This window comes from Lachnoanaerobaculum umeaense (assembly GCF_003589745.1).
Taxonomy (GTDB): domain Bacteria; phylum Bacillota; class Clostridia; order Lachnospirales; family Lachnospiraceae; genus Lachnoanaerobaculum; species Lachnoanaerobaculum umeaense.
Genome location: NZ_CP032364.1, coordinates 947,572 through 972,722, shown reverse-complemented (window position 1 = coordinate 972,722; position 25,151 = coordinate 947,572). Strand labels below are relative to the sequence as shown.

At 33.4% G+C, this 25,151-nt stretch carries 26 protein-coding genes; 3 read left to right on the top strand and 23 right to left on the bottom strand.

Going from position 1 to position 25,151, the window contains the following annotated elements:
- Positions 1-29: 29 nt before the first annotated feature.
- Genes nusG through rpmG form a run of 3 tightly spaced genes read right to left on the bottom strand, consistent with a single transcriptional unit; the run spans position 30 to position 927 of the window.
- Positions 30-563, bottom strand: coding sequence for a transcription termination/antitermination protein NusG (gene nusG, locus D4A81_RS04455; RefSeq protein WP_111525683.1), 534 nt, complete (start codon positions 561-563; stop codon positions 30-32).
- 8 nt (positions 564-571) lie between these two features.
- Positions 572-769 (bottom strand): preprotein translocase subunit SecE, encoded by a 198-nt coding sequence (secE, locus tag D4A81_RS04450; RefSeq protein WP_111525684.1) that lies wholly within the window; start codon positions 767-769, stop codon positions 572-574.
- An 8-nt stretch (positions 770-777) separates the two neighbouring features.
- Positions 778-927: a 50S ribosomal protein L33 gene (gene rpmG, locus D4A81_RS04445; RefSeq protein WP_009662528.1), complete on the bottom strand. Its 150-nt coding sequence runs from the start codon at positions 925-927 to the stop codon at positions 778-780.
- Positions 928-1,170: 243 nt separating this feature from the next.
- Between rpmG and D4A81_RS04440 the strand changes: the two genes are divergently transcribed.
- Complete coding sequence (locus D4A81_RS04440) at positions 1,171-2,259, top strand: PTS transporter subunit IIC (protein WP_111525685.1); 1,089 nt, start codon at positions 1,171-1,173, stop codon at positions 2,257-2,259.
- Positions 2,260-2,306: 47 nt separating this feature from the next.
- Here D4A81_RS04440 and D4A81_RS04435 read toward each other — a convergent pair whose 3' ends face one another.
- The 8 genes from D4A81_RS04435 to D4A81_RS04390 all read right to left on the bottom strand — a co-directional run bounded on the left by D4A81_RS04435 (position 2,307) and on the right by D4A81_RS04390 (position 9,105).
- Positions 2,307-3,434 (bottom strand): glycerate kinase, encoded by a 1,128-nt coding sequence (locus D4A81_RS04435; RefSeq protein WP_111525686.1) that lies wholly within the window; start codon positions 3,432-3,434, stop codon positions 2,307-2,309.
- Positions 3,435-4,066: 632 nt separating this feature from the next.
- Positions 4,067-4,582: a GrpB family protein gene (locus tag D4A81_RS04420; RefSeq protein WP_111525688.1), complete on the bottom strand. Its 516-nt coding sequence runs from the start codon at positions 4,580-4,582 to the stop codon at positions 4,067-4,069.
- 37 nt (positions 4,583-4,619) lie between these two features.
- Positions 4,620-5,126, bottom strand: a complete 507-nt coding sequence (locus D4A81_RS04415) for a GNAT family N-acetyltransferase (protein ID WP_111525689.1) — start codon at positions 5,124-5,126, stop codon at positions 4,620-4,622.
- A complete protein-coding gene (locus tag D4A81_RS04410; RefSeq protein ID WP_111525690.1) occupies positions 5,114-5,671 on the bottom strand; it encodes a DUF1697 domain-containing protein in 558 nt (185 codons plus the stop codon). Before D4A81_RS04410 ends, D4A81_RS04415 begins: the two co-directional genes overlap by 13 nt.
- 57 nt (positions 5,672-5,728) lie before the next feature.
- The gene (locus tag D4A81_RS04405; RefSeq protein ID WP_111525691.1) at positions 5,729-6,757 is read right to left on the bottom strand and encodes a S66 family peptidase; all 1,029 of its coding nucleotides are present in this window, start codon (positions 6,755-6,757) and stop codon (positions 5,729-5,731) included.
- A gap of 39 nt (positions 6,758-6,796) precedes the next feature.
- Positions 6,797-7,432, bottom strand: coding sequence for a hypothetical protein (locus D4A81_RS04400; RefSeq protein WP_111525692.1), 636 nt, complete (start codon positions 7,430-7,432; stop codon positions 6,797-6,799).
- Between the two features lie 167 nt (positions 7,433-7,599).
- A complete protein-coding gene (locus D4A81_RS04395) occupies positions 7,600-8,562 on the bottom strand; it encodes a ComEC/Rec2 family competence protein (RefSeq protein ID WP_111525693.1) in 963 nt (320 codons plus the stop codon).
- A gap of 12 nt (positions 8,563-8,574) precedes the next feature.
- Positions 8,575-9,105 carry a hypothetical protein gene (locus D4A81_RS04390; protein WP_111525694.1) on the bottom strand — a complete coding sequence of 177 codons (531 nt, stop codon included), beginning with the start codon at positions 9,103-9,105 and terminating at the stop codon, positions 8,575-8,577.
- Between the two features lie 188 nt (positions 9,106-9,293).
- On the opposite strand from D4A81_RS04390, the gene D4A81_RS04385 reads away from it, so the two are divergent.
- Positions 9,294-10,790 carry a BCCT family transporter gene (locus D4A81_RS04385; RefSeq protein ID WP_111525695.1) on the top strand — a complete coding sequence of 499 codons (1,497 nt, stop codon included), beginning with the start codon at positions 9,294-9,296 and terminating at the stop codon, positions 10,788-10,790.
- On the opposite strand, the gene D4A81_RS04380 is transcribed toward D4A81_RS04385, so the two are convergent.
- The 8 genes from D4A81_RS04380 to D4A81_RS04345 all read right to left on the bottom strand — a co-directional run bounded on the left by D4A81_RS04380 (position 10,777) and on the right by D4A81_RS04345 (position 20,525).
- Positions 10,777-11,004 carry a helix-turn-helix domain-containing protein gene (locus tag D4A81_RS04380; RefSeq protein WP_111525696.1) on the bottom strand — a complete coding sequence of 76 codons (228 nt, stop codon included), beginning with the start codon at positions 11,002-11,004 and terminating at the stop codon, positions 10,777-10,779. The genes D4A81_RS04385 and D4A81_RS04380 overlap by 14 nt on opposite strands.
- Before the next feature lie 71 nt (positions 11,005-11,075).
- Entirely contained in the window at positions 11,076-12,026 is a 951-nt protein-coding gene (locus D4A81_RS04375) for a glycosyltransferase family 2 protein (RefSeq protein ID WP_111525697.1), read from the bottom strand.
- Entirely contained in the window at positions 12,019-12,864 is an 846-nt protein-coding gene (locus tag D4A81_RS04370; protein WP_111525698.1) for a LicD family protein, read from the bottom strand. The genes D4A81_RS04375 and D4A81_RS04370 overlap by 8 nt, the downstream gene beginning before the upstream one ends.
- Before the next feature lie 78 nt (positions 12,865-12,942).
- Positions 12,943-14,277, bottom strand: a complete 1,335-nt coding sequence (locus D4A81_RS04365) for a hypothetical protein (protein WP_111525699.1) — start codon at positions 14,275-14,277, stop codon at positions 12,943-12,945.
- Between the two features lie 11 nt (positions 14,278-14,288).
- Positions 14,289-16,139: a glycosyltransferase family protein gene (locus D4A81_RS04360; protein ID WP_111525700.1), complete on the bottom strand. Its 1,851-nt coding sequence runs from the start codon at positions 16,137-16,139 to the stop codon at positions 14,289-14,291.
- A gap of 8 nt (positions 16,140-16,147) precedes the next feature.
- Positions 16,148-16,942, bottom strand: coding sequence for a glycosyltransferase family A protein (locus D4A81_RS04355; protein ID WP_111525701.1), 795 nt, complete (start codon positions 16,940-16,942; stop codon positions 16,148-16,150).
- 140 nt (positions 16,943-17,082) lie between these two features.
- Positions 17,083-18,750, bottom strand: coding sequence for a DUF5722 domain-containing protein (locus D4A81_RS04350; protein WP_111525702.1), 1,668 nt, complete (start codon positions 18,748-18,750; stop codon positions 17,083-17,085).
- 92 nt (positions 18,751-18,842) lie between these two features.
- The gene (locus D4A81_RS04345) at positions 18,843-20,525 is read right to left on the bottom strand and encodes a DUF2142 domain-containing protein (RefSeq protein ID WP_111525703.1); all 1,683 of its coding nucleotides are present in this window, start codon (positions 20,523-20,525) and stop codon (positions 18,843-18,845) included.
- A gap of 77 nt (positions 20,526-20,602) precedes the next feature.
- Between D4A81_RS04345 and D4A81_RS04340 the strand changes: the two genes are divergently transcribed.
- Positions 20,603-21,163, top strand: a complete 561-nt coding sequence (locus tag D4A81_RS04340) for a hypothetical protein (RefSeq protein WP_111525704.1) — start codon at positions 20,603-20,605, stop codon at positions 21,161-21,163.
- A gap of 247 nt (positions 21,164-21,410) precedes the next feature.
- On the opposite strand, the gene D4A81_RS04335 is transcribed toward D4A81_RS04340, so the two are convergent.
- From D4A81_RS04335 to D4A81_RS04320, 4 genes are read right to left on the bottom strand one after another with little or no spacing between them, the layout of a single operon-like run.
- On the bottom strand, positions 21,411-22,757 hold the full coding sequence (locus D4A81_RS04335; protein ID WP_111525705.1) for a citrate synthase: 1,347 nt from the start codon (positions 22,755-22,757) through the stop codon (positions 21,411-21,413).
- 1 nt (position 22,758) lies between these two features.
- On the bottom strand, positions 22,759-23,391 hold the full coding sequence (locus D4A81_RS04330) for a cytidylate kinase-like family protein (protein WP_111525706.1): 633 nt from the start codon (positions 23,389-23,391) through the stop codon (positions 22,759-22,761).
- Positions 23,392-23,409: 18 nt separating this feature from the next.
- Positions 23,410-24,207, bottom strand: coding sequence for an ABC transporter ATP-binding protein (locus D4A81_RS04325; protein ID WP_111525707.1), 798 nt, complete (start codon positions 24,205-24,207; stop codon positions 23,410-23,412).
- Between the two features lies 1 nt (position 24,208).
- On the bottom strand, positions 24,209-25,111 hold the full coding sequence (locus tag D4A81_RS04320; RefSeq protein ID WP_111525708.1) for an ABC transporter permease: 903 nt from the start codon (positions 25,109-25,111) through the stop codon (positions 24,209-24,211).
- Positions 25,112-25,151: the final 40 nt, after the last annotated feature.

Here is a 25,151-nt window from a genome sequence, read left to right as displayed (position 1 = left end):
GCATTTAAACAAATGCATCTGTAATGATATTACATCTTCTTAACTTCTGTGAACTCAAGCTCTACTTTTGTCTCTCGTCCAAACATTTCTACATTAATAGAAACAGTCTTTCTTTTTTCGTTGACAGCGGTAATCACTCCCACGGTATCCTTCCATGCTCCACTGATAACTGTAACCATGTCTCCCTCTTTGAGGTCAACAAGGACTCTTGCCTCAGGCTTTGTGGAATCTCCACTATAACCCAGTGCTGCAAGTTCATCATTGGTGAGTGGTACCGGCTTGCTTCCCGGACCCACAAAACCTGTAACACCTCTAGTATTTCTAACGACATACCAGGTTTCATCATTCATATACATATGTATAAGAACATATCCGGGGAAAAGTTTTTTATCTGACGATTTTTCGACACCATTCTTTACTTCAAGTATGGTTTCCATAGGAACCGTAACCTCAAGTATCTGATCCTGAAGCCCACGATTCTCAATTGTCTTTTCAATATCTACTTTTACTTTATTCTCATAGCCTGAATAAGTATGGGCTACGAACCATTGTGCCTCTGCCATATTATCACCTATTTGATCACAAAGTTTAGTAATACTTTGAATATAAAGTCAAGTATTGATATTATGACCCCAATCACTACAGATGATGTAATAACAGCAATAGTTTGCTTTACTATATCATCCTTTGTTGGCCATACTATCTTTTTAAACTCTGCCTTTACACCTTTCAAAAAGTCAGATATCTTTCCGCTTTTTCTTTCAGCCATAATTACTCCTATTTTGTTTCCTTATGCACTGTATGAGTTCTACAGAACCTACAATACTTTTTAATTTCCATACGGTCAGGATGATTTTTCTTATCCTTGGTCGTATTATAGTTTCTCTGCTTGCACTCTGTACAAGCAAGTGTTATCTTTGTACGCACAATCTCCACCTCCATTGTTCGAATTAGACTTGAAAATCCAAAAAAAAAGGACTTTGCATCCTTTAATCTTTAGTATTCTACCACATACAACTATAGTCGTCAAGTTTATATTTTACCTTGACAGTTTATATTTTACCTTGACAGTTTATATTTTACCTTGACAAATTTTATATTTTACCTTGACAAATTTTATTTTAATTCTAAAATTGTATTCAAATTAAAATAAGTTCTATGGAGGACTTTATGGAAAGAATAGAATCATTCTTTAAAAGGAAGAATATTGTTATTTCTGCTAAGCGTTATGGTATTGATGCATTAGGTGCTATGGCACAGGGACTTTTTTGTTCCTTATTGATTGGCACTATTATCAATACTATAGGTAAGCAGTTTAATATTGCATTCCTTACAAGTACAGTTGCTACTATTGCAGGAGTTGAATACACAGTTGGCTCTCTTGCAAGTGCTATGAGTGGGCCGGCAATGGCTGTTGCTATAGGATATGCACTTGAGACACCGCCACTTGTACTGTTTTCACTCATTACAGTGGGCTTTGCATCAAATGCCCTAGGAGGAGCAGGCGGACCACTTGCAGTGCTTTTTGTAGCTATTATAGCTTCTGAAGCGGGCAAAATGGTATCCAAAGAAACTAAGATAGATATACTTATTACTCCTCTGGTTACTATATCAGTAGGTATATTCCTATCTGCAATACTTGCTCCAAGCCTTGGAAAAGCTGCTATGAAACTTGGTACTGTTATCATGTGGGCTACAAGTCTACAGCCATTCCTTATGGGTATACTGGTTTCACTCTTAGTTGGTGTAGCTCTTACACTTCCTATTTCATCTGCTGCTATATGTGCTGCCCTTGGACTTACAGGACTTGCCGGTGGTGCTGCCCTTGCAGGTTGCTGTGCTCAGATGGTCGGATTTGCCATTATATCATTTCCTGAAAACAAATGGTCAGGGCTTATATCACAAGGTATAGGAACATCTATGCTTCAAATGGGAAATATTGTAAGAAATCCAAGAATCTGGATAGCTCCATGTATAGCATCTATGATTACAGGACCTACTGCTACATGTGTGTTCAAACTCCAGATGAATGGTGCTGCTGTTTCATCCGGTATGGGAACTTGTGGTCTTGTTGGACAGATAGGGGTATATACCGGTTGGGTAAGTGATATTGCAAATGGAAGCAAATCATCTATTACCCCGTTTGACTGGATAGGACTTATTATGATATCCTTTATCCTTCCTGCCATAATCACACCTGTTATTCATATATTTGTAAAGAAAATGGGACTGGTAAAGACCGGTGATTTAAAATTATAAAATGTAAGGCTCAGACTTAACGACATTCGCCAAATCTGAGCCTTTTATTATAACAATCTAAATACCTGCTCTGTAGTATCCATCAAATTCCGCTTTGCAATATCACTTTTCATTGCCTCTTCCAATGTAACTATTCTTCTAAGGATTGGGAAAAACGCATCTATTCCATGCTCATTACATACAAATGCATCCTCTGTTACACTTCCTGAAAATGCTATAACTTTTTTATTATACTTCTTTGCAATATTTGCTACACCTATAGGTGCTTTGCCCATTGCAGTCTGACGATCAAGCCTACCTTCTCCTGTAACCACTACATCAGCATCCTTTACATATTCTTCAAGTCTTGTCTCATCCAATACTATTTGTATTCCTGACTCCATCTTTGATTTTGTAAAGTTTTGGAAGGCATATCCAAGACCACCGGCCGCCCCTGTTCCCGGATTCTCACTGTCTGCATTCGGATATTTTTCTTTTACAAGCTTTGAATATCTCAAAAGCCAAGCATCCATATCTGCAACCATTTCCTTTGTAGCTCCCTTTTGTGGTCCATAGATTGCTGAACAACCTAAATCACCACATAGAGGATTGTTCACATCACATGCTACTCTAAAATTGCATTCTGCAAGTTCTTTTATTACATTCTCATCTTTTATGCTTACGATATCCCTTACACCGCTTGCACCGAATCCTACCTGCTTTCCATCCTTGTCAAGAAATTCATAACCCAGTGCCTGTAACATACCTATGCCACAATCATTGGTTGCAGATCCTCCAATCCCTACTATAAAATGTCTACATCCTTTTCTTATGGCATCCTTTATCATTTCACCTACACCAAATGTTGTAGTATACAAAGGATTTTTTTCATCGCCACTTACCAGCGTGATTCCTGCTGCCTGTGACATTTCAATAATTGCAGTTTTACTTGACTCCACTATTCCATAAACAGCATTTACGCTTTTTCCTGCCGGACCTGTAACTTCTACATTTACAAGTTTGCCTCCCATTCCAATGGAAAGTGCCTCAACAGTTCCTTCTCCTCCATCTGCAAGAGGTCTTATTTCAACAATTGCATCCTTATGGGCTTTTTTCACACCTTTTGCTATAGCTTCTCCAGCCTCCAAAGATGACATACTTCCTTTAAATGAATCAATGGCAACAACAACTTTCATATCTCTTGCTGCTCTCCTCTCATCTATATTTAGGATAGTTTAACACATAAATCAGCTTAAATACACTTAAAAAATCTACTAATATATAAAAGATTTTCTTTCAATACAAATTCCATTTATATTCTGTTTTCACATTCTTCTATAGCTCCTACCCCTGTCTTCTGTTTGTGTTATTATAAAATAAATCTGACTGCTCTTTTGTAAGTAAGTCATCTTCCACAAGTCTATTTATAAAGTTTTCTTCATATCTATCAAAATCCTCTGCACAGCCTACATTTTGGGCAAGAAGTATCAGTGCTTTAGATATTATTTCTGCTTTTGTATTTAACCTGGCTTCCGTCTCTATATACTTACATAAGCTATCTAAGATCTCGTAATTTTATTTGTCCGCCTTTTCAAAGTCTCCATTCCAATCTATTAAATCAAGTCTTTCTTTGAAATATTTCAAATCTTTATTGACCATATTTCTCCTTGCAAATATTTTTCTGTTGTTAAAATCTTATATACAATTATCCTTATTTTCATTCTTTTAAAAATGTAAGAGCTTACATTTTGTGATATATAATACTTGAAATTCTTTGTCAATCCCATGTATGCATATTTTCCAAGTAAACAAGCACTTACCGCTATTTTCATTCTAATAACCTACACTTTTTATAAATATTTTCAATAATTTCCGATTTGAATTCCATATACTTATCTATATCATCCGGATAAAGTATTGCAGCCTGTTCCTTCACCTTTGAGTACTCAGCTGCTAAATCAAGATTATTTTTCAAGAAATTTCTAAATGTAATATGTTTGAAGAGTTCTTTGGAATCTTTAGGACATACATATAAATGATGAGTCATTAATTCTTTTTTCCCGGAATATGAAAAAGCTTCTCTACCTTCAATACCCAAATCTCCCTCGTGTTCATATCCTTTTTTATTAAGTAATTCCTTAATAATTGCAAATTTGTTCTTTTCAATAACAATATCAAGATCAATGACGGGTTTTGCTGATAGTCCTTCAACTGATGTACTTCCAACATGTTCAATTTTGATTGAATTGTAAATGATATCTTTACCTAATGAAGCTACTATCTTTTCAAATTCATCCTTCCATTTCGAATTCCATTTTTCTACTACGACACTTTTTGTTCTCATTTACCAATCATCTCCACAACTTCTAATTATGATTTTTCTATCTCAGATCCAGATACATTATATCAAAATCTATATATGAATCTCCTATTTTAAAATATGCGAAAGATGTACCGATTTTTCTGAATCCGAACTTTTCATAGACATGGATTGCCCTAAAATTATCGCTTCTTACTTCAAGATTTATTATCTCTATACCATGTGATTTGGCATACTCTATCGCCATTTCAAGCAGTCTGCTTCCAAGACCTTTATTCCATTCCGATTTCAAAACTGTAATACCAAGTTCAGCTCTGTGATTCATTCGTCTTGTCAATCCGCTTAAGCTTACATCTCCAATAATTTCACCATCTCTCCATGCAAAAAATGAGCAAGACCTCTCATCTTTCAAAAGAGATTCAATATATTCCGCCTCTCCTTCAACAGAAATCGGAAAACCTTCCGCTCCAAATGATAAATTATCTGTTTCCGATCCTATCTTTTTTGAATATTCTATTCTTGCTAAAGCATCCTCAGGAGAGGCCTCTTTTATAATTATATTGTCCATTTATCTTCCCTCTCAAGGATCTCTGCTATCTTTTCAAATGTATTTCCATTCCTTATTGTTACCTGCTTGTAAAAATCCTGTTTTATAAGCTTTTTGTGGTAGGTAGTTTTCATATATTCCGATTCATCATATTTTCCCCAAAAAACAGCATTTATTCCAATATGCACTATTTCATTATGAAACGTAGATTTGTCTATAAAGTCAATTACTTTACTGCTATTTAAATCACAGGAAAAGAATAAAACGTCTCTTCTTGCTATGTCTTGATACCACCATTCTGGAAGATTTTCCTTTTCTTTTAAATAATCATCTTTATTTATTAAAGTAAAAGGGATTGAAAAGTCAAAGTTCGTTTCCAATAAATGTTTTATCTTAGAGATACAACTTTCATAGTTTTCCCCACTACTAAAGAATAAATTCCCGCTATTAATATAAGAATCAACATCCTCAAATCCCAATTCTATTAACAAAGCTTTCAAGTCACTCATAGAGACTTTATTCTTTCCACCAACATTTATACCACGCAATAAAAGTATATATCTCAACTTACTTACCTCTATACACTAAAAATCATTTCTATTTTGACGGCTTTGAGAAAATCATCAATTATCAAAAACAATCACCTGCTTATCTACATTTACCATGGCTTCAACTCCAAAAGGAATAATACATCTTGGTGTTGCATGTCCCACATTTATATTATAAACAATGGATAAGTCTTTACCGGCGGTTTCCTCAAGTAAAATTTGCTTATACTCCTCATAATATATCTCATCTTGAGGCTTTCCCACCAAAACACCTGATAGCACATCAAATATTCCATACTCCTTTAAAGCTCCGATCATTTTTCTATATAGTTTAGGTTCAGGCTTTTCCTCACTTGTCTCCAATAATAAAATTTTATTCTCCCACTCCTTAAGACTTGGGAATAAATCATATTTTTTACAAAGAGATACCGTATCTTCAAATCTTGAATTATCAAATATATCATAGATTGAATCGATACAACCGCCCAAAATCTCACCTTTAAATATCGGCTTACCGCAAAGTAATTCAAATCCGGTATTTTTATATTTTTCCATATCAACTCCGATAGAATTCTCACTGAAATCTTCTCTTTCCTTATACCAAAACTCACTTGGACGTATTTCTTTTATTTTTCCTGTTTTGATAAGCTCCTCAAAGTATTTTTTTGTATATGGCAACATATCATTTGAGAGCTCACATATATCAGGTAAAAATGCCTGACCGTAGAATGTTTTTATTCCCACTTTATTTAGCATAAAATGATTTTGGGTGGTATCTGAAAAGCCTAAGAATATTTTTTGTTTAACGTGCCTTTTCAGCTCATTGTTTTCAAACAGATATGGCAAAAGTTTATATGTATCTACTCCTCCTATTGCACATAAAATCATATCAATAGAGTCATCCTTAAACGCTTCTATCAAATCTTTAGCTCTACATTCGGGATGTTCTTTTATAAAGTCCATACCCTTAAGTGCATTAGGCAAAAATTCAACCTCAATACCGTATTTATTTAATCTTTCCAGACCTATTTTAAGTTCATGCTTAATAAAGCTTTCTCCTAAAACACCGCTTGATAAACTTACTATTCCTATTTTCTTTACCATAAATACCTCCATATATTAGCCGTATTGTAAACCTGCCTTTTACCCTTTAACTCTTCCGCTTTCAATTTCTTCTTTTGTCATACCTGTAAGCTCTGTTATCCACAAACCTATATTATCTGAAAGTATGGAATCACAAATATATTCATCTTCACCATCCATATATTTACAAGTAAAAGCCGGCTCTCTTAAAGCAGCCTTATAAAAGCTCATTGCCATATCAGGCAGTTTATCAGGATCAAAACATAGAGAGAGTACATTTGCAATATTACCTCTGATATTGTCCAGGTCCATATCTTTTCTGTGATATTCTTCTCTCACCTTTGAAATATAGCCTGTACAAAAAGCTTTCAGCAAGCTTTCATTTTGATAAATCTGCTTACAATTAAAATCAAAAATACTTCCTCCGGAAATTAAAAAGTTCAATAATTCCTCTAAACTTTCTGCAATTCTTCCTACTTCTCCCTCACTGCCGATAAACCCTATACTTTCATCATCTAGGAATACATATTCTCCACCACTTGCGTCACGTGCAAAGGCCTTACATTTCATAGAATAAATTTCATTATTTTCTAAAAACTCAACATCCTTGGTTTGCTTGTAAAAACAAATATCACACTCTTGCATAAGTAATTTATTTATCTCATTGTTATCCTTAATATATTCAAATAGATCCACTACTTTTACCTCCCTCAAAACATATAGTTCAAAAAGATTATACTACACAGTCATTATTATACTATCAATTTTCATAAATTCACTATATTATTTATCATTAAAACAAAAACCGGTACAAGTATTGAATCCACAACACCTGTACCGGTTCATCATTTTTTGGTATTAAATTATTTGATGGTCTGGTCTCCGTCCTTTATAACAAAGTTCTTCTTTGTTCCCAACTCTTCCATCCAGGATCTAACCTCAAGAGTCTTATAATTTCCGGTATTGTAACCTGAACCTCCGTCATTGTCCCAAAGCCACTCAGGAGCATTCCACATAGCTACCTTAGGTGCGATGAGCTCATATACATCCTTGTTTACACCGTACTGACCGTGATGAGCCATCTGTACGATATCAGCCTTTAACTCTGAAGCAGGTACATCCGCCTTAAGTCTCTCACCTGCTGCAGGTCCCATATCTCCTAAGAATAATACTCTGGTACCATTGTCAAAGTCTAATCTGAACACTACGGATGAATTGTTGATAGAATTTGATTCTATCCAATAAGGATCATTGATTACATGTATAGCAACTCCGTCTACATAATAAACTTCACCCTTACTTGTCATATGAGATACACCCGCCGGTAATTTTGCTATTGAGTTTCTAATAGTATTTACCATCTCTGCTCTATAGCTTTCATACTTGTCATACCAAGCCTGTTCTCTTATATTGTAGTAGAATGCATCTATCTGTAGTCCTTCAAAACCATTCTCTGCAAGCTTTGTAAAGGCACCGCCATGATCACTATGAGGGTGAGACAAAATCCATGCACTTACTTCATTTCCGAAGCTTTTTATAGTTTCTACCAAATGTGGCTCATCTTCTGGAAGACCACCGTCTACCACTATTATCTTGCCATTCTTTGTCTTTATAACAAAGCTCATCATCTGACTTTTTGTAGCTGAAGTCAGCATATGTATTTCTGCTCCATTCAGATATGTGTTGGCATCTGTAGTAGATCCCATAACTACCTTTGGATATGCTGATGAGCTTTTACCTATAACACCTGCATGTACTGTCATACTTGTGCCTATTATCATCATTGCACATAGAGACGACATTAGAATTTTCTTTAGAAGTTTCATTATTCCCCCTCTTTAATTTTGTAATTCTAAGTTAGCATTTGTCCCGGCCTTGATAATCTGATTTACAATGTATTTTGATGGTTCCATTATATCATCAGCTCTAAACAACTGTATCTCTAAATCGTACTTATCAAAAAATCCACCATAAGAATCCTCGCTTGACTTCTTTATAGAAAAATCCTGAGTAGCCGCATAGTCATTTATTCCTCTGATATATTCATTACCATATGCTAGAGCCTCATCATCACTTATATCATTTGAAAGTGACCATATAAGCAATACCTTATTTTCATCAGTCTTAAAAGCCATATCGATATAATCACTCATAGGATAAAGTGTCTTATCATTGAACTGTTCCTCAGCATCATCTCTTATCTGCGTCCAATCCAATGTTATATTCTTCTGAGTTTCAAATACGGGTTCGTTGGCTTCTTTTTTTAAATCTGTGTCTTTACCAACTATATCCGAATTTGCGCAGGCTCCTGTAGATAAGGCAAATACTATAGAAATAAGTCCTACAATATGTCTCTTTATTTTAATCATATACGATACCTTCCCTTAGACATTTACTAACTTCCTTATTATATCAAAGGGATTTTTTTTGTGTAGCCCTTTTTTCGATTATTCCATATTTTTTAAGATTTTTTTTATATCTTGAAAAATATAAATAAAAATGCTATTATGTTCAATATTAATATTTTTTATATAATTTTGAACATACGGAGGATGTTATGAAAAAAACAGGTATTGATTATTTTGTTACCATAGTTCCTTTTTTACTGGTAATGTTACTGGTAATTCTGTTTTTTATATTTCCGGCTCAGGCAGGACATATATTAACTGAAATTAGAGGTTTATTAAACAATAGTCTTGGAATATTCTATCTTATATTTGGACTATTTATATTCTTACTATCCATTTATATTGCATTTTCAAAATATGGCAATATAAAACTTGGAAGTGGTAAAAAAGAACATTCCAATTTTGCCTGGGGTACTATGATGTTCACTGCAGGACTTGCAGCAGATATATTATTTTATTCACTATGTGAATGGATGCTTTATGCAAATGAAGACAGAATAAGTTCACTTGGAGATACAACTCTTTGGTCTGCCACTTATCCTCTATTCCATTGGGGTCCTATACCTTGGGCTTTCTATGTAGTTCTCGCATCCTGCTTTGGCTTTATGCTACATGTAAGAAAAAGAAGCAGAGCAAAATATTCAGAAGGCCTTAGAGTTCTATTAGGATCACATGTAGACGGTGCATTAGGTAAGACAGTGGATTTAGTCGCAGTATTTGCACTTATAGCCGGTACAGCTACTACATTCTCACTGGCTACTCCTCTTTTGTCACAGACTGTTGCCAAACTTTTTGGCGTAACAAATAATAATATATTGACCATAGCTATTTTACTTGTAGTATGCATTGTATACTCTGTATGTGCCTATCTTGGTATTGACGGAGTATCAAAGCTTGCATCATGTTGCACATACCTATTTTTTGCACTTTTAATATATGTTTTATTTGGTGGAGGACATGGTAAGTTTATACTCGAACTAGGCTTTAGTTCAGTAGGAAATCTTGTGAACAATTTCTTTTCACTCTCCACTTATATCGATTCTACCGGTCAGTCAAGTTTTGCACAGGATTGGACAGTCTTTTACTGGGCATATTGGATGGTATGGTGTGTTGCCACTCCGTTTTTTATAGGAAGCATATCAAAGGGAAGAACTATCAAAGAAGTAATACTTGGTGGTTATATATTCGGACTTTCAGGAACATTTATGTCTTTTATAATACTTGGAAACTACGGTATTGCACTTAATGTATTCGGGCAAGTGGACTTACTTAAACTATATACAGAAAATCAAAATCTTTACCAAACCATAGGTGAAGTCATATCTTCTCTACCACTTCCTTTCATAGCAATGATACTACTTATACTCACAATGATTACTTTTTACGCTACAACCTTTGACTCCATCACTCTTGTAGCTGCAGCTTATTCATATAAGGACCTTGAAAATCGCGAGCCGTCTAAAAAGATAAAACTATACTGGTCAATTCTTTTGATACTGTTGCCAATAGGGCTTATCTTTTCAGATAACTCTATGTCAAATCTCCAAACAGTATCAATAATTGCAGCCTTTCCAATAGGTATTATAATGCTTCTTCTTATCATATCCTTTATCAAGGACGCTAACTTGTACCTCAGTGGAAAGTAAATATTTCATGATTCCAAAACTCGCTTACGGATATAGAAAATCCCGTGGCGAGTTTTTCTATGCTCAAAACTCCCGGATTTTTACTTCGACCCGATATTATATCTTTTATAGTTGTTCTTGGAATTCCTGACTTTTTAGATAACTCATAAACGGTCATACCTTTTTCATAACATAATAAAATAACTCTTTTAGAAATTGCTTGTGATATATTCATATTTGCTCCATATTTAGAAATGTGCTATATATTTAGAAATTTACTATTATTTTATCAAAAAAGAGCCGTATTTACAGCTCTTTTTTTGCTTTATCAAAGTTTATTTTTTCTTCAACTATATATATCGGATGATCTCTAAGCTCTGACAAAATCATTCCCAGATATTCTCCTATAATTCCAACTATAAAGAAAAGTACTGAGAACATAAAGCATATAAGGCAAATAGTAGTAGCATATCCACTTGGGGTGCCTACTTTTATAAAGGACCATACGGTATATATAGCTAGTATAATTGCAAGCACTATCGCCATTATACCTGCATAAATTCCCAGCTTAAGTGGTAAATTTGAAAATGTCATTATAGTATTCATAGAAAATTTAAACAAATTTCTGATAGAATACTTACTCTCTCCGGCAAACCTTCGCTTTGCCTCATACTCAATATTTATAGTATTGAATCCAACATTCTGTACATAACCTCGCAAAAATCTGATTTTATCCCTATAATTATTCCTCAAAATATCTGCCACTCGTTTTGATATTCCAAAAAAATCCGAAGCATTATTTACAAGCTTATTATCACTTAGTCGGTTTATAACCTTATAAAATGCTGACGAAGTTATATTTTTTACAATACCGGCTGATTTATTTACTGTTCTAACCATATTTATTATATCATAACCGGCTTCAAATTTTTTCATAATCTCAGGTAATAATGTTGGAGGATGTTGCAAATCTGCATCCATACACACAAGATAGTCTCCACTTGCATGATCTATGCCTGCAATCATAGCCGCTTCATGTCCAAAGTTCTTTGAAAAATGCACTACTTTTACATTCGGATCATCTTTGGCTATCTTAAATAGCAAACCTCTTGAACCATCCATACTTCCATCATTTACAAATACGATTTCATATGAATGGTCTATCAAGAGCAAAACCTTAATTGTCTCTCTATAAAACTCAAATAAAACTTCTTCCTCATTGTATACCGATACAATAATCGAAATCTTCTTATTCATATACTTCTATCTCCGTACTACCATGCTTAGGTACTCGTTCTGACTTTGGCGGCAATGTCATATAGTCCCCATAAACCAGCTGTAATACACTTTCATATTCATCTATGATAGATAATGTAATATCCTCAAATTGAATCCTTATATATTTCTCGTACCACTTGCTACTAACTTCTATATCAATATAATCAGGTTGATAATCACTATAATACCAAGCGTTGTTTTTCTTACCCCTATAAAACAATTTTGAGAGCCTGTCTTGAACTCCAAATAAAAATTTCATTGATATTAGATTTCCAAATATAGAAAAAAAGAATATGACAATTTTCATTATTCCCTTATATTTTTTTAAATCTAACTTCTTTCTATGACCCATTGATAGCAGATACACAAGCTTTTGACTAAACAATGTGAACTTTTTCAGTGGTTTTATATTCGGTAGCTTATCTATAATAAATATATCTACCCAAAGATGGTTCAGCTTTCCCTCATACGGGTCCTTTTTATCTTCTTTTTTATATCTGGCACTAGGCTTATATATTACTCTTGGAGTAAAATCATAAAATACTTTTCCATTCTGAAACTCATTTGGCATTATAAATTCAAGTTTATCAGACAATTCTCTTTTTGCAATCTTTCTAAATGCTTCAAAGTTTGATCTGGTCATCGCAATGTCAGCATCATCATCCCAAGGTATAAATCCACCATGTCTTATAGCACCCAGAAGAGTACCTGAGTCTAATGTATAATTTATTTTATATTTAGTACATATTCTATCTATCTCCTGTAAAATATAGAGATTTCCCTTTTGTAAAGCAAACATTCCATAAGAATTATCCATTGATAAGCCTCTTTCAAAAATATTATTAACTACACCATTCTACACTCTTTGTACTATATAAATCAACATAATTATTATCTACTCAGAAAAAATATTCAATTTCTTAGATTTTAAAATACTAAGAGCTTCTGCGATTTTCTTAGGATTATGGTATTGTAAAACTTTTTTCAATGTTTCATCACTCTCATTTTCAAAGTTTTTTGCAACTTCCATCTTTACCTCAAAGCTCTCCATGCGATACTTTGCCATCCTTAGTTCATTATTTGCTGTTGTAATATTTCCAACAAAAAACATTAAAATAAAAACCGGTATAAATACTTTTGAAAAGGCTGTAATCTCCCTATCCCCCTGTTTCACCATAGCAAATGTCAATATGATGCCGATAATCCCTGCTCCAAACTGAAGTGCATATCTTGAGCTCATAGCATACATAGGATCTAAGAATATCCATCGTGTCAAGATAACCATACTGTGGCTAAAAAATCCTGATACCAATAATAGCAATGGAAATACAGTATTCTCATATATCTTCAACCTGAAATTTAGATATATGGCATATAAATACACAATTATAACTATGATACCGATAATACTTGTTATAAATATACTTATACTAAATTTATTTACTATTTCTATACTTATAATATCAGAGGCAAAGGTATTAAGTCCAAATAGAATAAAATATATAGGATCTCTACTAAATACCTTGATAATACTCTCTGTAGTAGCACCTGCATGCTCTGTATATGAATTTGCGTATGAGTACATAAATGCCAACAATGAAAGTATAACCGGTATGGTCAATGCTATTTCCTTTGTATTTTTTTTATAGAATGTATAAAAGGTAATGATAAATATCAAGGTAAACGCATAGGCAAGTGAATATGAACCTGCTACAAATATTATTGTAAATACAGGCAATAAAATATTTATAAATTTTTTTTCCTTTGTTTTCCTTTGCATATATGAGTCAAGTATATAAAAATGTAAAGCAAAAAGAAAAAAGGCAAAAAAATGTACCCATCCAGTTCCATTTGTAAGCATCTCCCACTGTGAAAGTGAAAATACTACCATCATAACCAAAATGAAATATCCAAGTTTTAAATTTTTTTTTGCCATGAATATTCCTATGACAATACCCATCATTGCAAGAAATATAATACCCAAACTCATATCAAACATAGTGGAGTATTTAAAGAACGCTACATTGATCATTCTTTCAAAGTATGTTATAGGCAGTCTGGTAAGTACATCCTTTCCAAAATATGGTACAGGCGAAAAAGGCTGCTTCAAATAAGTATTTATTATCCTTATATAGTCTGTATAAACTACATCAAGTACAGCATTTCTTAGGTATGCACTAAGGTATAATGCTCCTAAAACCGGCAAAAATAACGCCAAAAATTTCTTCATTTACTCTCCCACTACTCTGTTTTTATATTTAGAATAAAGCTCATTCTCGTTTCACCTCTTTGTTCTTGTGCATCCTTTAAATAGAAATCACTTTTCATATATATCTGAGCTACTGAATTCGGTGTGGTTTCTATATCATAATATGTTATATTTGAAATCAGATTCAGCATTTGCTTTTTTCCGTTAACATCTATCTCTATATGTTCATTTCCGTCAAGTTCTCCCGGATACATTATCTCAAAATGTATCTGTCCTTTTTCACCTGACATCACATTAAACCTTGCCTCTTCATCAGTCCAACCGTCAGAATAATGTCCATATATATTTTCAAGCTTTATGCTTCTTAAAAAATCAGTAACATTCACATACTCATTATTATTTAGATCCTCTGATAAAATTATCATATCATCATTTACTTGTCCTATATCTTTATAGTTATCAATAAATGTAACTATATCTTCTCTAATATCCTGATTATATGCTCTAAAAAATTCCAGTGCATCAAATTTACTCAATTTGAAATAATTTTTTATTATATATATTTTTTTGCCACTCAAATCTTTATTATATTTATAATAAGTTTCATTTGCTAATGAGTTAGCTCTGTGCTGGCCAAAGAATATATGAATTTTTCCATAATATCCTCTGTAATATATATCTGCCGCTATCATACAAAATGCCCATGTTGCCAAAAACAACACTGAAGGTATTGATACATGAAATATTCTGCTAAGTGAAGTACCGATTTTTTTATTTTTAAATCTCTTTACAGTTAACTTATTATCAATACCATAAATATATGCTATCAATAAGAGTACAAATAGATATGGAGCGTATATCCATCTCATCTCCACTCTTATAGTAACTGCTGAACATACTATGCTCCCTATAATAAATCCTAAAAATAATAAAGTATTTTTTATCCAAATAAGGTTCAATTTTTCACTATTCATAATCAATGAATATGTAAATTTAGCTAAAAATCCTATAAGTGCAATTATGCTGATTACAATAATAACTCTTACAATAATATTAGCATCTAAAAATTTTATACCACATAAGTACTCCGGACCTGTATTTATTCCTAAAATATATAATATCTCAGTTTTTAACGAAAAAATCAAATCAGATATTTTGAAGGTCTCACTTACCTTTGAACCGCCTGTACCTTCCGGAACAAATGATTTTAAAGCCATAAATCTTATATAGATTATTAAAATAAATGTAGCTATTGATATAGCCGCATTCAAAATTCTTCTTCCCTCTTTTACTATTACTGCAAACAATAGCATTGGAAACAATACCATAAATCTTTCATGCGTAAAACAGTTTATAAAATATACTATACAGGCATAATAGAAATTCATATCATTTTTGCCATTGATATATCCATACAAAAAATATAGCATTGCCAATGCAAATATTAATGCCATAGCCTCCATTACACCAAGAAATTGTCCGATATTATAGTACGAAAATCTTGATACTGCAAACATTGCTGCCAAAACAAAGGCTATTTCCTTTGATTTGGCAAGGCGTTTTGCAAAAAAATACACAGCTATTGCAATACCGGCACCTATAAGTATATTTATAGGTACAATCAAAATAAGATTATTATTTAAAATCCCCTGATATATCCAGGCTACAATCCAGTATACAGGTCTGAACTTTCTCATTTCATCAGGAAAGACATATTTAATAAATCCAACACCTCTTCTTGTAGACCACATAAGAATATCGTCCTGATACAATCCTTTGATACTTATTCCTGCATTCACAACTATTGAAATGCATAATATAAGTATTGAGAACAGCACATCTTTCAGATATTCATACTTTTCTTCAATTTTAATCAGTGCCATATTTCCCCCTAAAAATAAGCCTTGTATGAATTTTGATAAAGCTTCTTATAAATGCTTGCAATCGGTTTTGGCAATAGCTTATCAAACATTATACTTTCCTCTCTCTGCCTTGAATTATCCATTATACTTTTTTTAGTTGTTGCCTCATCATGTATTCTATAGCAAATACCCGGCGTTTCTGACATAACAAATCTCCCCTCCATTTGTGCCAGTCTAAGAAGACATTCCCAATCCAGTGCAAACTGAAACTTTGAGAGGAAAAGATCCTTTGGACATAATCTCTTATCATATGCACAACTTGGTGCTATTATAGGATTCCCAAATGTAATTGCCAGCCTTTTTACGATGCTTAAACTATTCAGTTCATTGCATCTAATTGGTAGTCTAAGTATTTTCTTTATGATTTCAATCTTACCAAGCATCTTTATCTTACCATTTTTTAATGTAATTGAAGATGTTGTGAACAATATCATATCAGGATACTTTTTCTTATACTTTAATAAATCTCTTGTATAATTTTTCAAATAAATATCATCCTGGTGAGCAATAGTCACCAGTTCCGTTTCTGCAATATTATAGGCGAACTGCCAGTCATTTCCAATATTTGATATTTCTTCCGATTTCTCAAGATTATTTACAAAAACCTCAATATTATACTTTTTTGCAATATTATATATATACTCATTTGGTGTAGAGGTTGCAATTTTTATATCAGATTTTACAATCTGTGCTCTCAAAGATCTTATACAGTCCTCTAAGAATTGTGATTCCTTATATGCACAAATAACAAATGTATGTTTCATAGTGGCTCCATATTTGATATTTTATTTTATTCTATAACAATGCCTTTTATTATAACACGAAACCAGCATTATTGCATTAACACCAAAATATTAAAAAATCTATGAAAAAGATTTCTCTTTTTCATAGATTTAATTAAAAACTATCTTCTGTTCTCCTGTGCAGTCCATCTAAAGTTAGGTATCAGCTCCTGCCACTTGCTTATTCCTAAGATGCTCTTTGCAAAGTCGGTATTGTCAAGAGTATGCTTAGATTTATCAATATATCTAAATACAGTCCATAGCTTTCTCTTTGATATTGCCTGAATATGATCGCCAACATTCATACTGCAAGTCCAAAGACCAAAAGACAATCCCTGTCTTACTTCAAGCGGTGCATCTACCTGACGGCTAAGTATATATGCTTCTATATATGGATTTGAATCCACAAGATAATATGAGTATGCAAATGCCGCTGCCTGCTCATTTTCTATGTTACCTCTGGTAGGATTTGTAGCAGTAAAACCTTCCTCAGTAAGCATTATATGTCTTACCGAACCGTCATGCTTTTTTAGTGTATCCTGTGCAAAGTAATCTGTAAGCTTATTTAGGTTTGCAAAATTGATTACAGGTGAATCAAAGCTGTCTTTTATCCATCCTGTCTTAGCTGCATCATCCCAGAACTCAGGATCTGTCATAGGTGCCGGATATGGATGATATGCAAGCCCCCAGTCAATATCACCATGCTCAAGTACTAAAGAATTGAAATGATCCACAATCTGCTTTCCACCATACTTGTTCTTATTATTTATCTCATTATTCCAGTTATAATCAAGTGAATAGAACACTCTATCTGTAGAAGATGTTGATTTGATTGCATTGTAGAAAATTCTAAATGCTTTCTCATATCTTCTGGTATAACTTCTTACATCCATATCACCAACATAATTCCACTGCTGGTTATTAATCTCATTTCCAATTATCCAGTTAGATACCTTACCATAGCTTGTATTTTTTCCATTGTATCGTTCTGCAAGGAAAGAAGCTATGGCTTCTGTAGTCTCCGCACCCTCTTTTGAAGATGCATTGAACATATAGTAAAAAATACTATCTCTTCTTGGCATATTGTGGTACATAAGTTCAGGATGTGCCTCATTATAGCCATTTAAAATAATAGCTGTAACAGTCATATCCTTTCCTGAAAATGCACTTATTGTCTTATCATACCCTTCAATAACAGCTTTATTGAAATGATATGTTTTTCCATTATAGTTGTAGTCAATACCCTCACCCAGGATTTGATTAAAAGCAATATTGGTAGATGCATGCTTTACTCCCAGATTGAATGCATCATCAAGCATATTTAGCTCTATTTGTAAACCCTTCTTTGATGCCTGTGTCTTATATGCATCTTTATTAGCAGCTACAGCCTCCGGATTTGTAATGTACTTTAAAGAACTTACTTCAACATACTTACTTCCATCAAACACTGCTACAACATAGCTATTGTATAGTCTGCTGTTTTCACTACCCTTATTCAACTGATAAGACTTAGTTACATTTCCTGAACTTACCTTTTCAAGATAATCAGTTCTATTTCCTATTCCATCCTCATATGGCTGTAATTCAAACAGATAGAAATTTCCGTCAGTACCTGACATATCACCTGAATTATTCATAGTAATATCAACTGTTGATTTATTCTCACTGATTACAACTGAATCAATGCTTGATGTTGCACCAAGGGCATATGCCTTTCCATGTATGCCAAAGCCAAGCATCGTCACTATAGCAAATGCGGATGCAAGTTTTATTAAATTTTTTCTCTTCATGTCGCCTCCTTCTTTTGATATTATAACCTATCTGACAAAAACTTTTGTTAATTTTTTTTTACAGTTTTTTTATTTACTGAGTAAATACAAATTTAGAGTCTTATACATACAGTACTAAATATTTTTAATAATGATATTCCACTTATAAATATGAACAAAAATATTATATTTCTCTTTGTACCTTCCCTTATTATTATATGATTATTTTTCAATATCAAAAGTATTGGCAACAATATCGGTATAAAATATCTTCCATTTACTCCCTCAATAAATTCTGAACTTATAGGTGTCCATGCTATCAGCATTGATAAAAGCACAAGAAATACTACAAATGCAATACTTACAGCTGATAGTATCTTTTCTTTTTTAGTAAGCATTGTTTCTTTACCATTTCCGAAAATAGCAAAAACCATTGCAATATTTAGCATCAAAAATCCGATATAAGGTATTCCTACTACTATATCTGCATGTCCTAAGTAAAGTCCAAACATCGTCTGATGATAATACTCAAGCTGCAAAATCATTGTATTATAAAATATTTTTATGGCCTTAAATTTATTTTGTAATAAATAACTTATTGTATAACTTTCCTCTCCTGCCCACTCAAGACTTGCGGTATTACTTGTAGAATATCCTACTACTGCAGTACGATTTACAAGATACATTGCAAATACCCATGACAAGAGTACCACTACTGCACTAATAAGGAAAAATATTATATTCTCTTTTTCTATTTTTGTATTGCTTTTCCCCTTAAATTTAAACTTATATATTGGTATTGCAAAAAGTAATAATAGCAATGGAAAATACACTATCTTGCATGGCAAAATCAATCCTGAAATAAGAGATACTATAATTAAATCCTTTATATCAAATGTACTTTTTTTATGTGCGAGGTAAAATACATATGCTACAAAAAAAATCAGGCTTGAAATCATAATTGCATCATATGAATATGATGCCGCCAATTCCAATGTCGTAGGTAGAAGGCTGATAAGAAATATAAACTCTTTACATTTTGGTAAAAAATACATTCCCAATGTACAAAACACAATAAATAAAATCAGATTTGCCATTCTACCAAAAAGTACCAATCCTGTACTGCCAAGATTCAATGTCCTTGCCAATGTTATACCTATTGCAGGCACGAGATATACAGTCGGTATTGTATTTACAGGTGAATGTAACGACTGGGCTTTTTCGTAATCTTTTCCATTAAAACTAATATAATTATTACTGCTGCGAATATTCCCCTCTCCGTAAAAAACTTTATAAGATGTTTCTTCAAGTTTACTTGAAATAATTTTACCATAACTTCCTTCCTCCGGTATTAAAACTCCCTCTTCCACACTTTTAATTTCATCAAAAGTATAATCACCATTTACATCCTCAAGCCATAAATCTCTTGCTCTTATTATCACATGTCCATCTTTAACAGTTGCCTGCTCTCCCAAAAGATTATTTGATATTTTATAGGCTGAAATAAAATGTGCTATCTCATCATAGGCTGACATAGCAGGAAATACATACATATATGCACATCCCAAAATGATCATCACTATAGGATATATCTTTATTATGCTAAATCCTGTCATACTCAAATATATTCCTGAAATAATGATTATTCCAAGAACAAATGTAGCCAAAATAAAATATGACTTATTCAAAAAAAAGTCCTTGGTATTTAACACCCCAAGATTTACATATAGTCCCTGAATATATGCAATTATAATAAATCCTATTATATAGCACCATAAATATATTATTTTTTTCATAAACACTCCAAATAATGCTTGTACTTTTTATAAATAGATATTACACTGTAATTACTATAATTGTAAAGGAGGTTATTATGGCAGGATTAAAAAAATTAATGTTTTTAGCAACTGTTGCAGGTGCCGCAGTAGCAGGAGTGTCATATATACTCAAGTATAAAGAATATCAAAGAGAATTGGAGGGAGATTTTGGTGAATTTGATGCTGAACTTGGTGAAACAGCTTCAGACAGAAAGTATACCGAATTAAGATCTACCACTGATGAGTTTGTTACAGCTGCCAAGGATACAGCTAACAGTGCCAAGGGTATGGCCAGTGCAGCTAAGGAAATGATAAAGGATGTTGCAAGTATTATAACTGATAACGTATCTGCGGCAGGTGATGTGGCAAAGGATAATGCCAAACCTTTATTTGATAAGGCCAAGTCAAGTGTTGACCCTGTAGTGGACAAGGCTAAGAAAGCTGCCGGTCCTATTATAGAAAAAGCTAAAGAAAAGTTTGATAAAAAATCCAAAAAAGAAGCTGATGAAAATTCAGATATAGAAGTAGAATTCTATGAGATGGACTCAGATGAGGATAAAAAAGATTTGGCACAAAAAATAGAGGATATCTTAGAGAGTAATACAGATAAGAAATAACTAAATAGGCGTGAAAAATGATGAATCATTTTTCACGCCTATTATATTGTCAGGTCATTTATAGTGCTAAAGTCCTCTATTCCAGGTATATTCTCCTCAATTTGCTCCTCGAATGCTATGTCCTCGCCATCATTTAAATCTGTAAAAAGCATTGGTTTCTTTTTCTTTAGCCAGTCTCTCGCTGTATTGGCTACGATTTGTTTTATCCATATATTTTTATTTAATTATTGAATTAGTAATAAACCTTTTACCTGTCTTTAAATGGTGTGTAATCTCTTAATTCACCTACATACTTTGTTGCAGGTCTCATTATTCTACCGTCATAAAGCTTGTTCTCCACATTATGTGCAACCCAGCCTATATTTCTTGCAATAACAAATAGCGGTGTATATAGATCCTCAGGTATACCAAGCATATTGTAGGCAAAACCAGAATACAAATCTACATTTGAAGAAATAGTAGTTCCCTTCCTTTCAAAAACCACTTTCTTTACAGTCTTTTCAAACTCTTCATAGAAATGGTATTCATCCATTCTATCCTTATCCTTTGCAACTGTCTCACAATACTCTCTTAAAAGCTCTGCTCTAGGATCAGTTATAGTATAAACCGCATGTCCAAATCCATATATGAGTCCGCTACAATCAAAGAAATCTTTATCCAACAATCTGTTTACAACATTTCTTATCTTCTTCTCATCAGTAGTTATGCCGATTTCATCCTTTATTGCCTTCATCATCTGTACAACTGATATATTTGCACCTCCATGCTTAGGTCCCTTTAGTGAACCTATTGAAGCTGCTATTGTAGAATAGATATCCGTACCTGTAGATGAAACTACTACATTTGTAAATGTTGAGTTATTACCGCCACCATGGTCTGCATGCAAGACAAGTATTGTATCTAGCAGTGCAGCCTCATTTTTTGAAAACTTTTTGTCTACTCTAAGCATCTGTAATATATTTTCCGCCATAGAAAGCTTCTCATCCGGATAATGTATTATAAGGCTGTCATTATAGAAATAATGTCTCTTTGCCTGATATGCATAGCACATAATTACCGGCAAAAATGCTGATATTCTAAGCCCCTTTACCAAAGTTGAGTAAACATCCACATTGTCAGGTTCATCATCATAATTGTATAAAGTTAATACAGCATTTTGAAGTACATTCATCAGATTCTTTCCCGGATTTCTAAGAAGTACGCTTTCAAAGAAATTATTTGGCAAAACATACATACTTCTAAATACCTTTGAGAAGCTGTCAAGCTCCATCTTATTTGGCAAAAATCCAAATAAGAGTAAGAACATAGCCTCCTCGTATCCTCTGGTAGATTTCGCACTACCATTTACCAAATCGTTCAAGCTGTAGCCTCTATAGTAAAGCTTACCGTCAACATTGGTTTTTACACCGTCTATTATATCATAGCCTACTACATCAGATACCTTTGTAAGTCCTACCCTTACTCCTGTACCATCTTCATTTCTAAGTCCCTTTTTAACATTAAATTCACTAAAGAGTCCATTCTTTATTTCATTATAATTTTGACTCTTACCAAATTCCTGTGCCAAAAAGTTATCACTATGACTATCTCTCATGTTATAAATTACCTCTAATTCTTAAATATTCCATTATCAAATCTACACCCTGTTCAAGTGAAAGCTTTGATGTATTGAGTGGCAAATCATAATGTGTCATATCATCCCACTCCTCACCGGTATAATATTTATAATACTCTTTCCTAATTCTGTTATTTCTCTGTACTCGTCTAAGTGCCTCTTTTGCATCCACACCGTCCACTTCCATAACTCTGTCAACTTTCTTTGAAAGGTCAGCATACACAAAAAGTGATATAAAATCCTCTTCTCCTGCTGAACTTAATACAAAATCAGAGCATCTTCCAATCAATATACAGGATTCAGTTGCTGCTAATTCTCTGATAACTTCGCTTTCAAATCTAAAAAGATTGTCCGGTGAAACTATATCATCTCCTATAGATGGCTTATTGGTTGCATTTTTCAATCCACCAATTATTCTTTGTAATATATTATTCCCGGGTCTCTCATCATTCATTCTGAAATATTGCTCTCCTACAGCTGAATGTTCAGATGCCATTTTTATTATTTCATCATCATAATATGGTATATCAAGTCTCTCAGACAATTTCTGTCCTATTATTCTTCCACCGCTTCCATATTCCCTGTTTATGGTGATAATAAGTTTCTTATCCATAGTCCCCTCCTTTATATCCTAGTTAGCCAGCATCATTCTGTCATTGGCAAATTCTCCACCACTTGCCTCTTCAAATTTTCTTAAAAGATCTTCCACATTAAGTTTTTTCTTTTCTTCTCCGCTTACATCATATATCACTCTACCTGAATGCATCATTATAAGTCTGTTACCTATATTTAGTGCATCCTTCATATTATGAGTAACCATCATTGCAGTAAGCTTTTGCTCATCAACTATTTGTTTTGTAAGATCCAAAACTGTTTTTGCAGTTTGTGGATCAAGTGCTGCTGTATGCTCATCTAAGAGTAAGAGCTTCGGCTTTTTAAGTGTTGCCATCAAAAGAGTAAGTGCCTGTCTTTGTCCTCCTGATAAAAGTCCTACCTTGGAAGTCATTCTGGTCTGAAGTCCAAGTCCGAGCTTTGCAAGTATTTCTTTATAAAGCTCTTTCTCAGATCTTTTTATTCCCCAGGACAATCCTCTTTTATCTCCTCTTCTAAAAGCAAGTGCCAAATTCTCATCTATTTGCATTCCTGCACTGGTTCCCATCATAGGATCTTGGAAAACCCTTCCGATATACTTTGCCCTCTTATGCTCAGGCATTCCGGATATATCTATGCCGTCTATTAGAATTCTTCCTCCGTCAATAGGATATACACCGGCAATCATATTTAGCATTGTAGACTTACCTGCACCATTTCCTCCGATTATTGTTACAAAATCTCCCGAATTTAAGTTAAGTGACAGCTTGTTCAAAGCTTTTTTTTCATTTATTGTACCTGTATTGAAGGTTTTACTGACATTTATAATCTCTAACATCTTATTCTCCCTTCGGTGAATAGGCTCTTCTTGCCCTTATTTTTGCACTCATTACAGGTACTGCCAATGCCAGAGCCACTATTATAGCTGAAAGCATCTTCATATCATTTGCATCCATACCAAGCTGCAATACAATACCTCTTATAACAAAATATACTACCGATCCTACTACTGCGGCAAGTAACTTCATCCAAAATGATATTACTCTGCCAAGTATCACCTCACCTATAACTATTGCAGCAAGCCCTATTACTATAGCACCGGTTCCGGCATTGATATCTGCATACTTTTGGCTCTGTACTATAAGACCTCCTGAAAGTCCGATAAGACCATTGCTTATTACCAAAGCCAAAAGCTTAGCATGTCCGGTATTTACGCCTAATGCTCTTATCATAGCTTCATTATTTCCTGTAGCTCTAAGTGCTGATCCAAGCTCTGTACCAAAGAACCAATATAAAATAAGAATGATTAATACTATAATGATTCCACCCAGAATAACTCCGGCTATTGCATTACTGATACCTGTGGCAGATGTAAGCCATGAAAAAATAGTACCTGTCTTTAAAAGCGGTATATTACTCTTTCCCATTACTCTAAGATTGATAGACCAAAGAGAAATCTGTGTCAATATACCTGCAAGTATTGCAGGTATTTCAAATATAGTATGTAATGCTCCTGTAACAAAACCGGCAAGCATTCCTGCAAAAGTTGCAAAAACAAGTGCAAGTAAAGGATTCATACCAAAATTTACAATCATTACTGCACATACACAACCACCAAAAGCAAAGCTTCCGTCTGCTGTCAAATCTGCTATATCCAGTAATTTATAGGTAATATATACCCCAAGAACCATTACTCCCCAAAGTATACCTTGAGAGATGGCACCTAATAGTGCTGTAAACATTCATACCTCCATATGTATTCTATTATTTTATCTATTAAGT

Coding starts and splice junctions, on each gene's coding strand:
- nusG (WP_111525683.1), bottom strand. CDS start 563: ATGGCAGAGGCACAATGGTTCGTAGCCCATACTTATTCAGGCTATGAG.
- secE (WP_111525684.1), bottom strand. CDS start 769: ATGGCTGAAAGAAAAAGCGGAAAGATATCTGACTTTTTGAAAGGTGTA.
- D4A81_RS04440 (WP_111525685.1), top strand. CDS start 1,171: ATGGAAAGAATAGAATCATTCTTTAAAAGGAAGAATATTGTTATTTCT.
- D4A81_RS04435 (WP_111525686.1), bottom strand. CDS start 3,434: ATGAAAGTTGTTGTTGCCATTGATTCATTTAAAGGAAGTATGTCATCT.
- D4A81_RS04420 (WP_111525688.1), bottom strand. CDS start 4,582: ATGAGAACAAAAAGTGTCGTAGTAGAAAAATGGAATTCGAAATGGAAG.
- D4A81_RS04415 (WP_111525689.1), bottom strand. CDS start 5,126: ATGGACAATATAATTATAAAAGAGGCCTCTCCTGAGGATGCTTTAGCA.
- D4A81_RS04405 (WP_111525691.1), bottom strand. CDS start 6,757: ATGGTAAAGAAAATAGGAATAGTAAGTTTATCAAGCGGTGTTTTAGGA.
- D4A81_RS04395 (WP_111525693.1), bottom strand. CDS start 8,562: ATGAAACTTCTAAAGAAAATTCTAATGTCGTCTCTATGTGCAATGATG.
- D4A81_RS04390 (WP_111525694.1), bottom strand. CDS start 9,105: ATGATTAAAATAAAGAGACATATTGTAGGACTTATTTCTATAGTATTT.
- D4A81_RS04385 (WP_111525695.1), top strand. CDS start 9,294: ATGAAAAAAACAGGTATTGATTATTTTGTTACCATAGTTCCTTTTTTA.
- D4A81_RS04380 (WP_111525696.1), bottom strand. CDS start 11,004: ATGAATATATCACAAGCAATTTCTAAAAGAGTTATTTTATTATGTTAT.
- D4A81_RS04375 (WP_111525697.1), bottom strand. CDS start 12,026: ATGAATAAGAAGATTTCGATTATTGTATCGGTATACAATGAGGAAGAA.
- D4A81_RS04370 (WP_111525698.1), bottom strand. CDS start 12,864: ATGGATAATTCTTATGGAATGTTTGCTTTACAAAAGGGAAATCTCTAT.
- D4A81_RS04365 (WP_111525699.1), bottom strand. CDS start 14,277: ATGAAGAAATTTTTGGCGTTATTTTTGCCGGTTTTAGGAGCATTATAC.
- D4A81_RS04360 (WP_111525700.1), bottom strand. CDS start 16,139: ATGGCACTGATTAAAATTGAAGAAAAGTATGAATATCTGAAAGATGTG.
- D4A81_RS04355 (WP_111525701.1), bottom strand. CDS start 16,942: ATGAAACATACATTTGTTATTTGTGCATATAAGGAATCACAATTCTTA.
- D4A81_RS04350 (WP_111525702.1), bottom strand. CDS start 18,750: ATGAAGAGAAAAAATTTAATAAAACTTGCATCCGCATTTGCTATAGTG.
- D4A81_RS04345 (WP_111525703.1), bottom strand. CDS start 20,525: ATGAAAAAAATAATATATTTATGGTGCTATATAATAGGATTTATTATA.
- D4A81_RS04340 (WP_111525704.1), top strand. CDS start 20,603: ATGGCAGGATTAAAAAAATTAATGTTTTTAGCAACTGTTGCAGGTGCC.
- D4A81_RS04335 (WP_111525705.1), bottom strand. CDS start 22,757: ATGAGAGATAGTCATAGTGATAACTTTTTGGCACAGGAATTTGGTAAG.
- D4A81_RS04330 (WP_111525706.1), bottom strand. CDS start 23,391: ATGGATAAGAAACTTATTATCACCATAAACAGGGAATATGGAAGCGGT.
- D4A81_RS04325 (WP_111525707.1), bottom strand. CDS start 24,207: ATGTTAGAGATTATAAATGTCAGTAAAACCTTCAATACAGGTACAATA.
- D4A81_RS04320 (WP_111525708.1), bottom strand. CDS start 25,111: ATGTTTACAGCACTATTAGGTGCCATCTCTCAAGGTATACTTTGGGGA.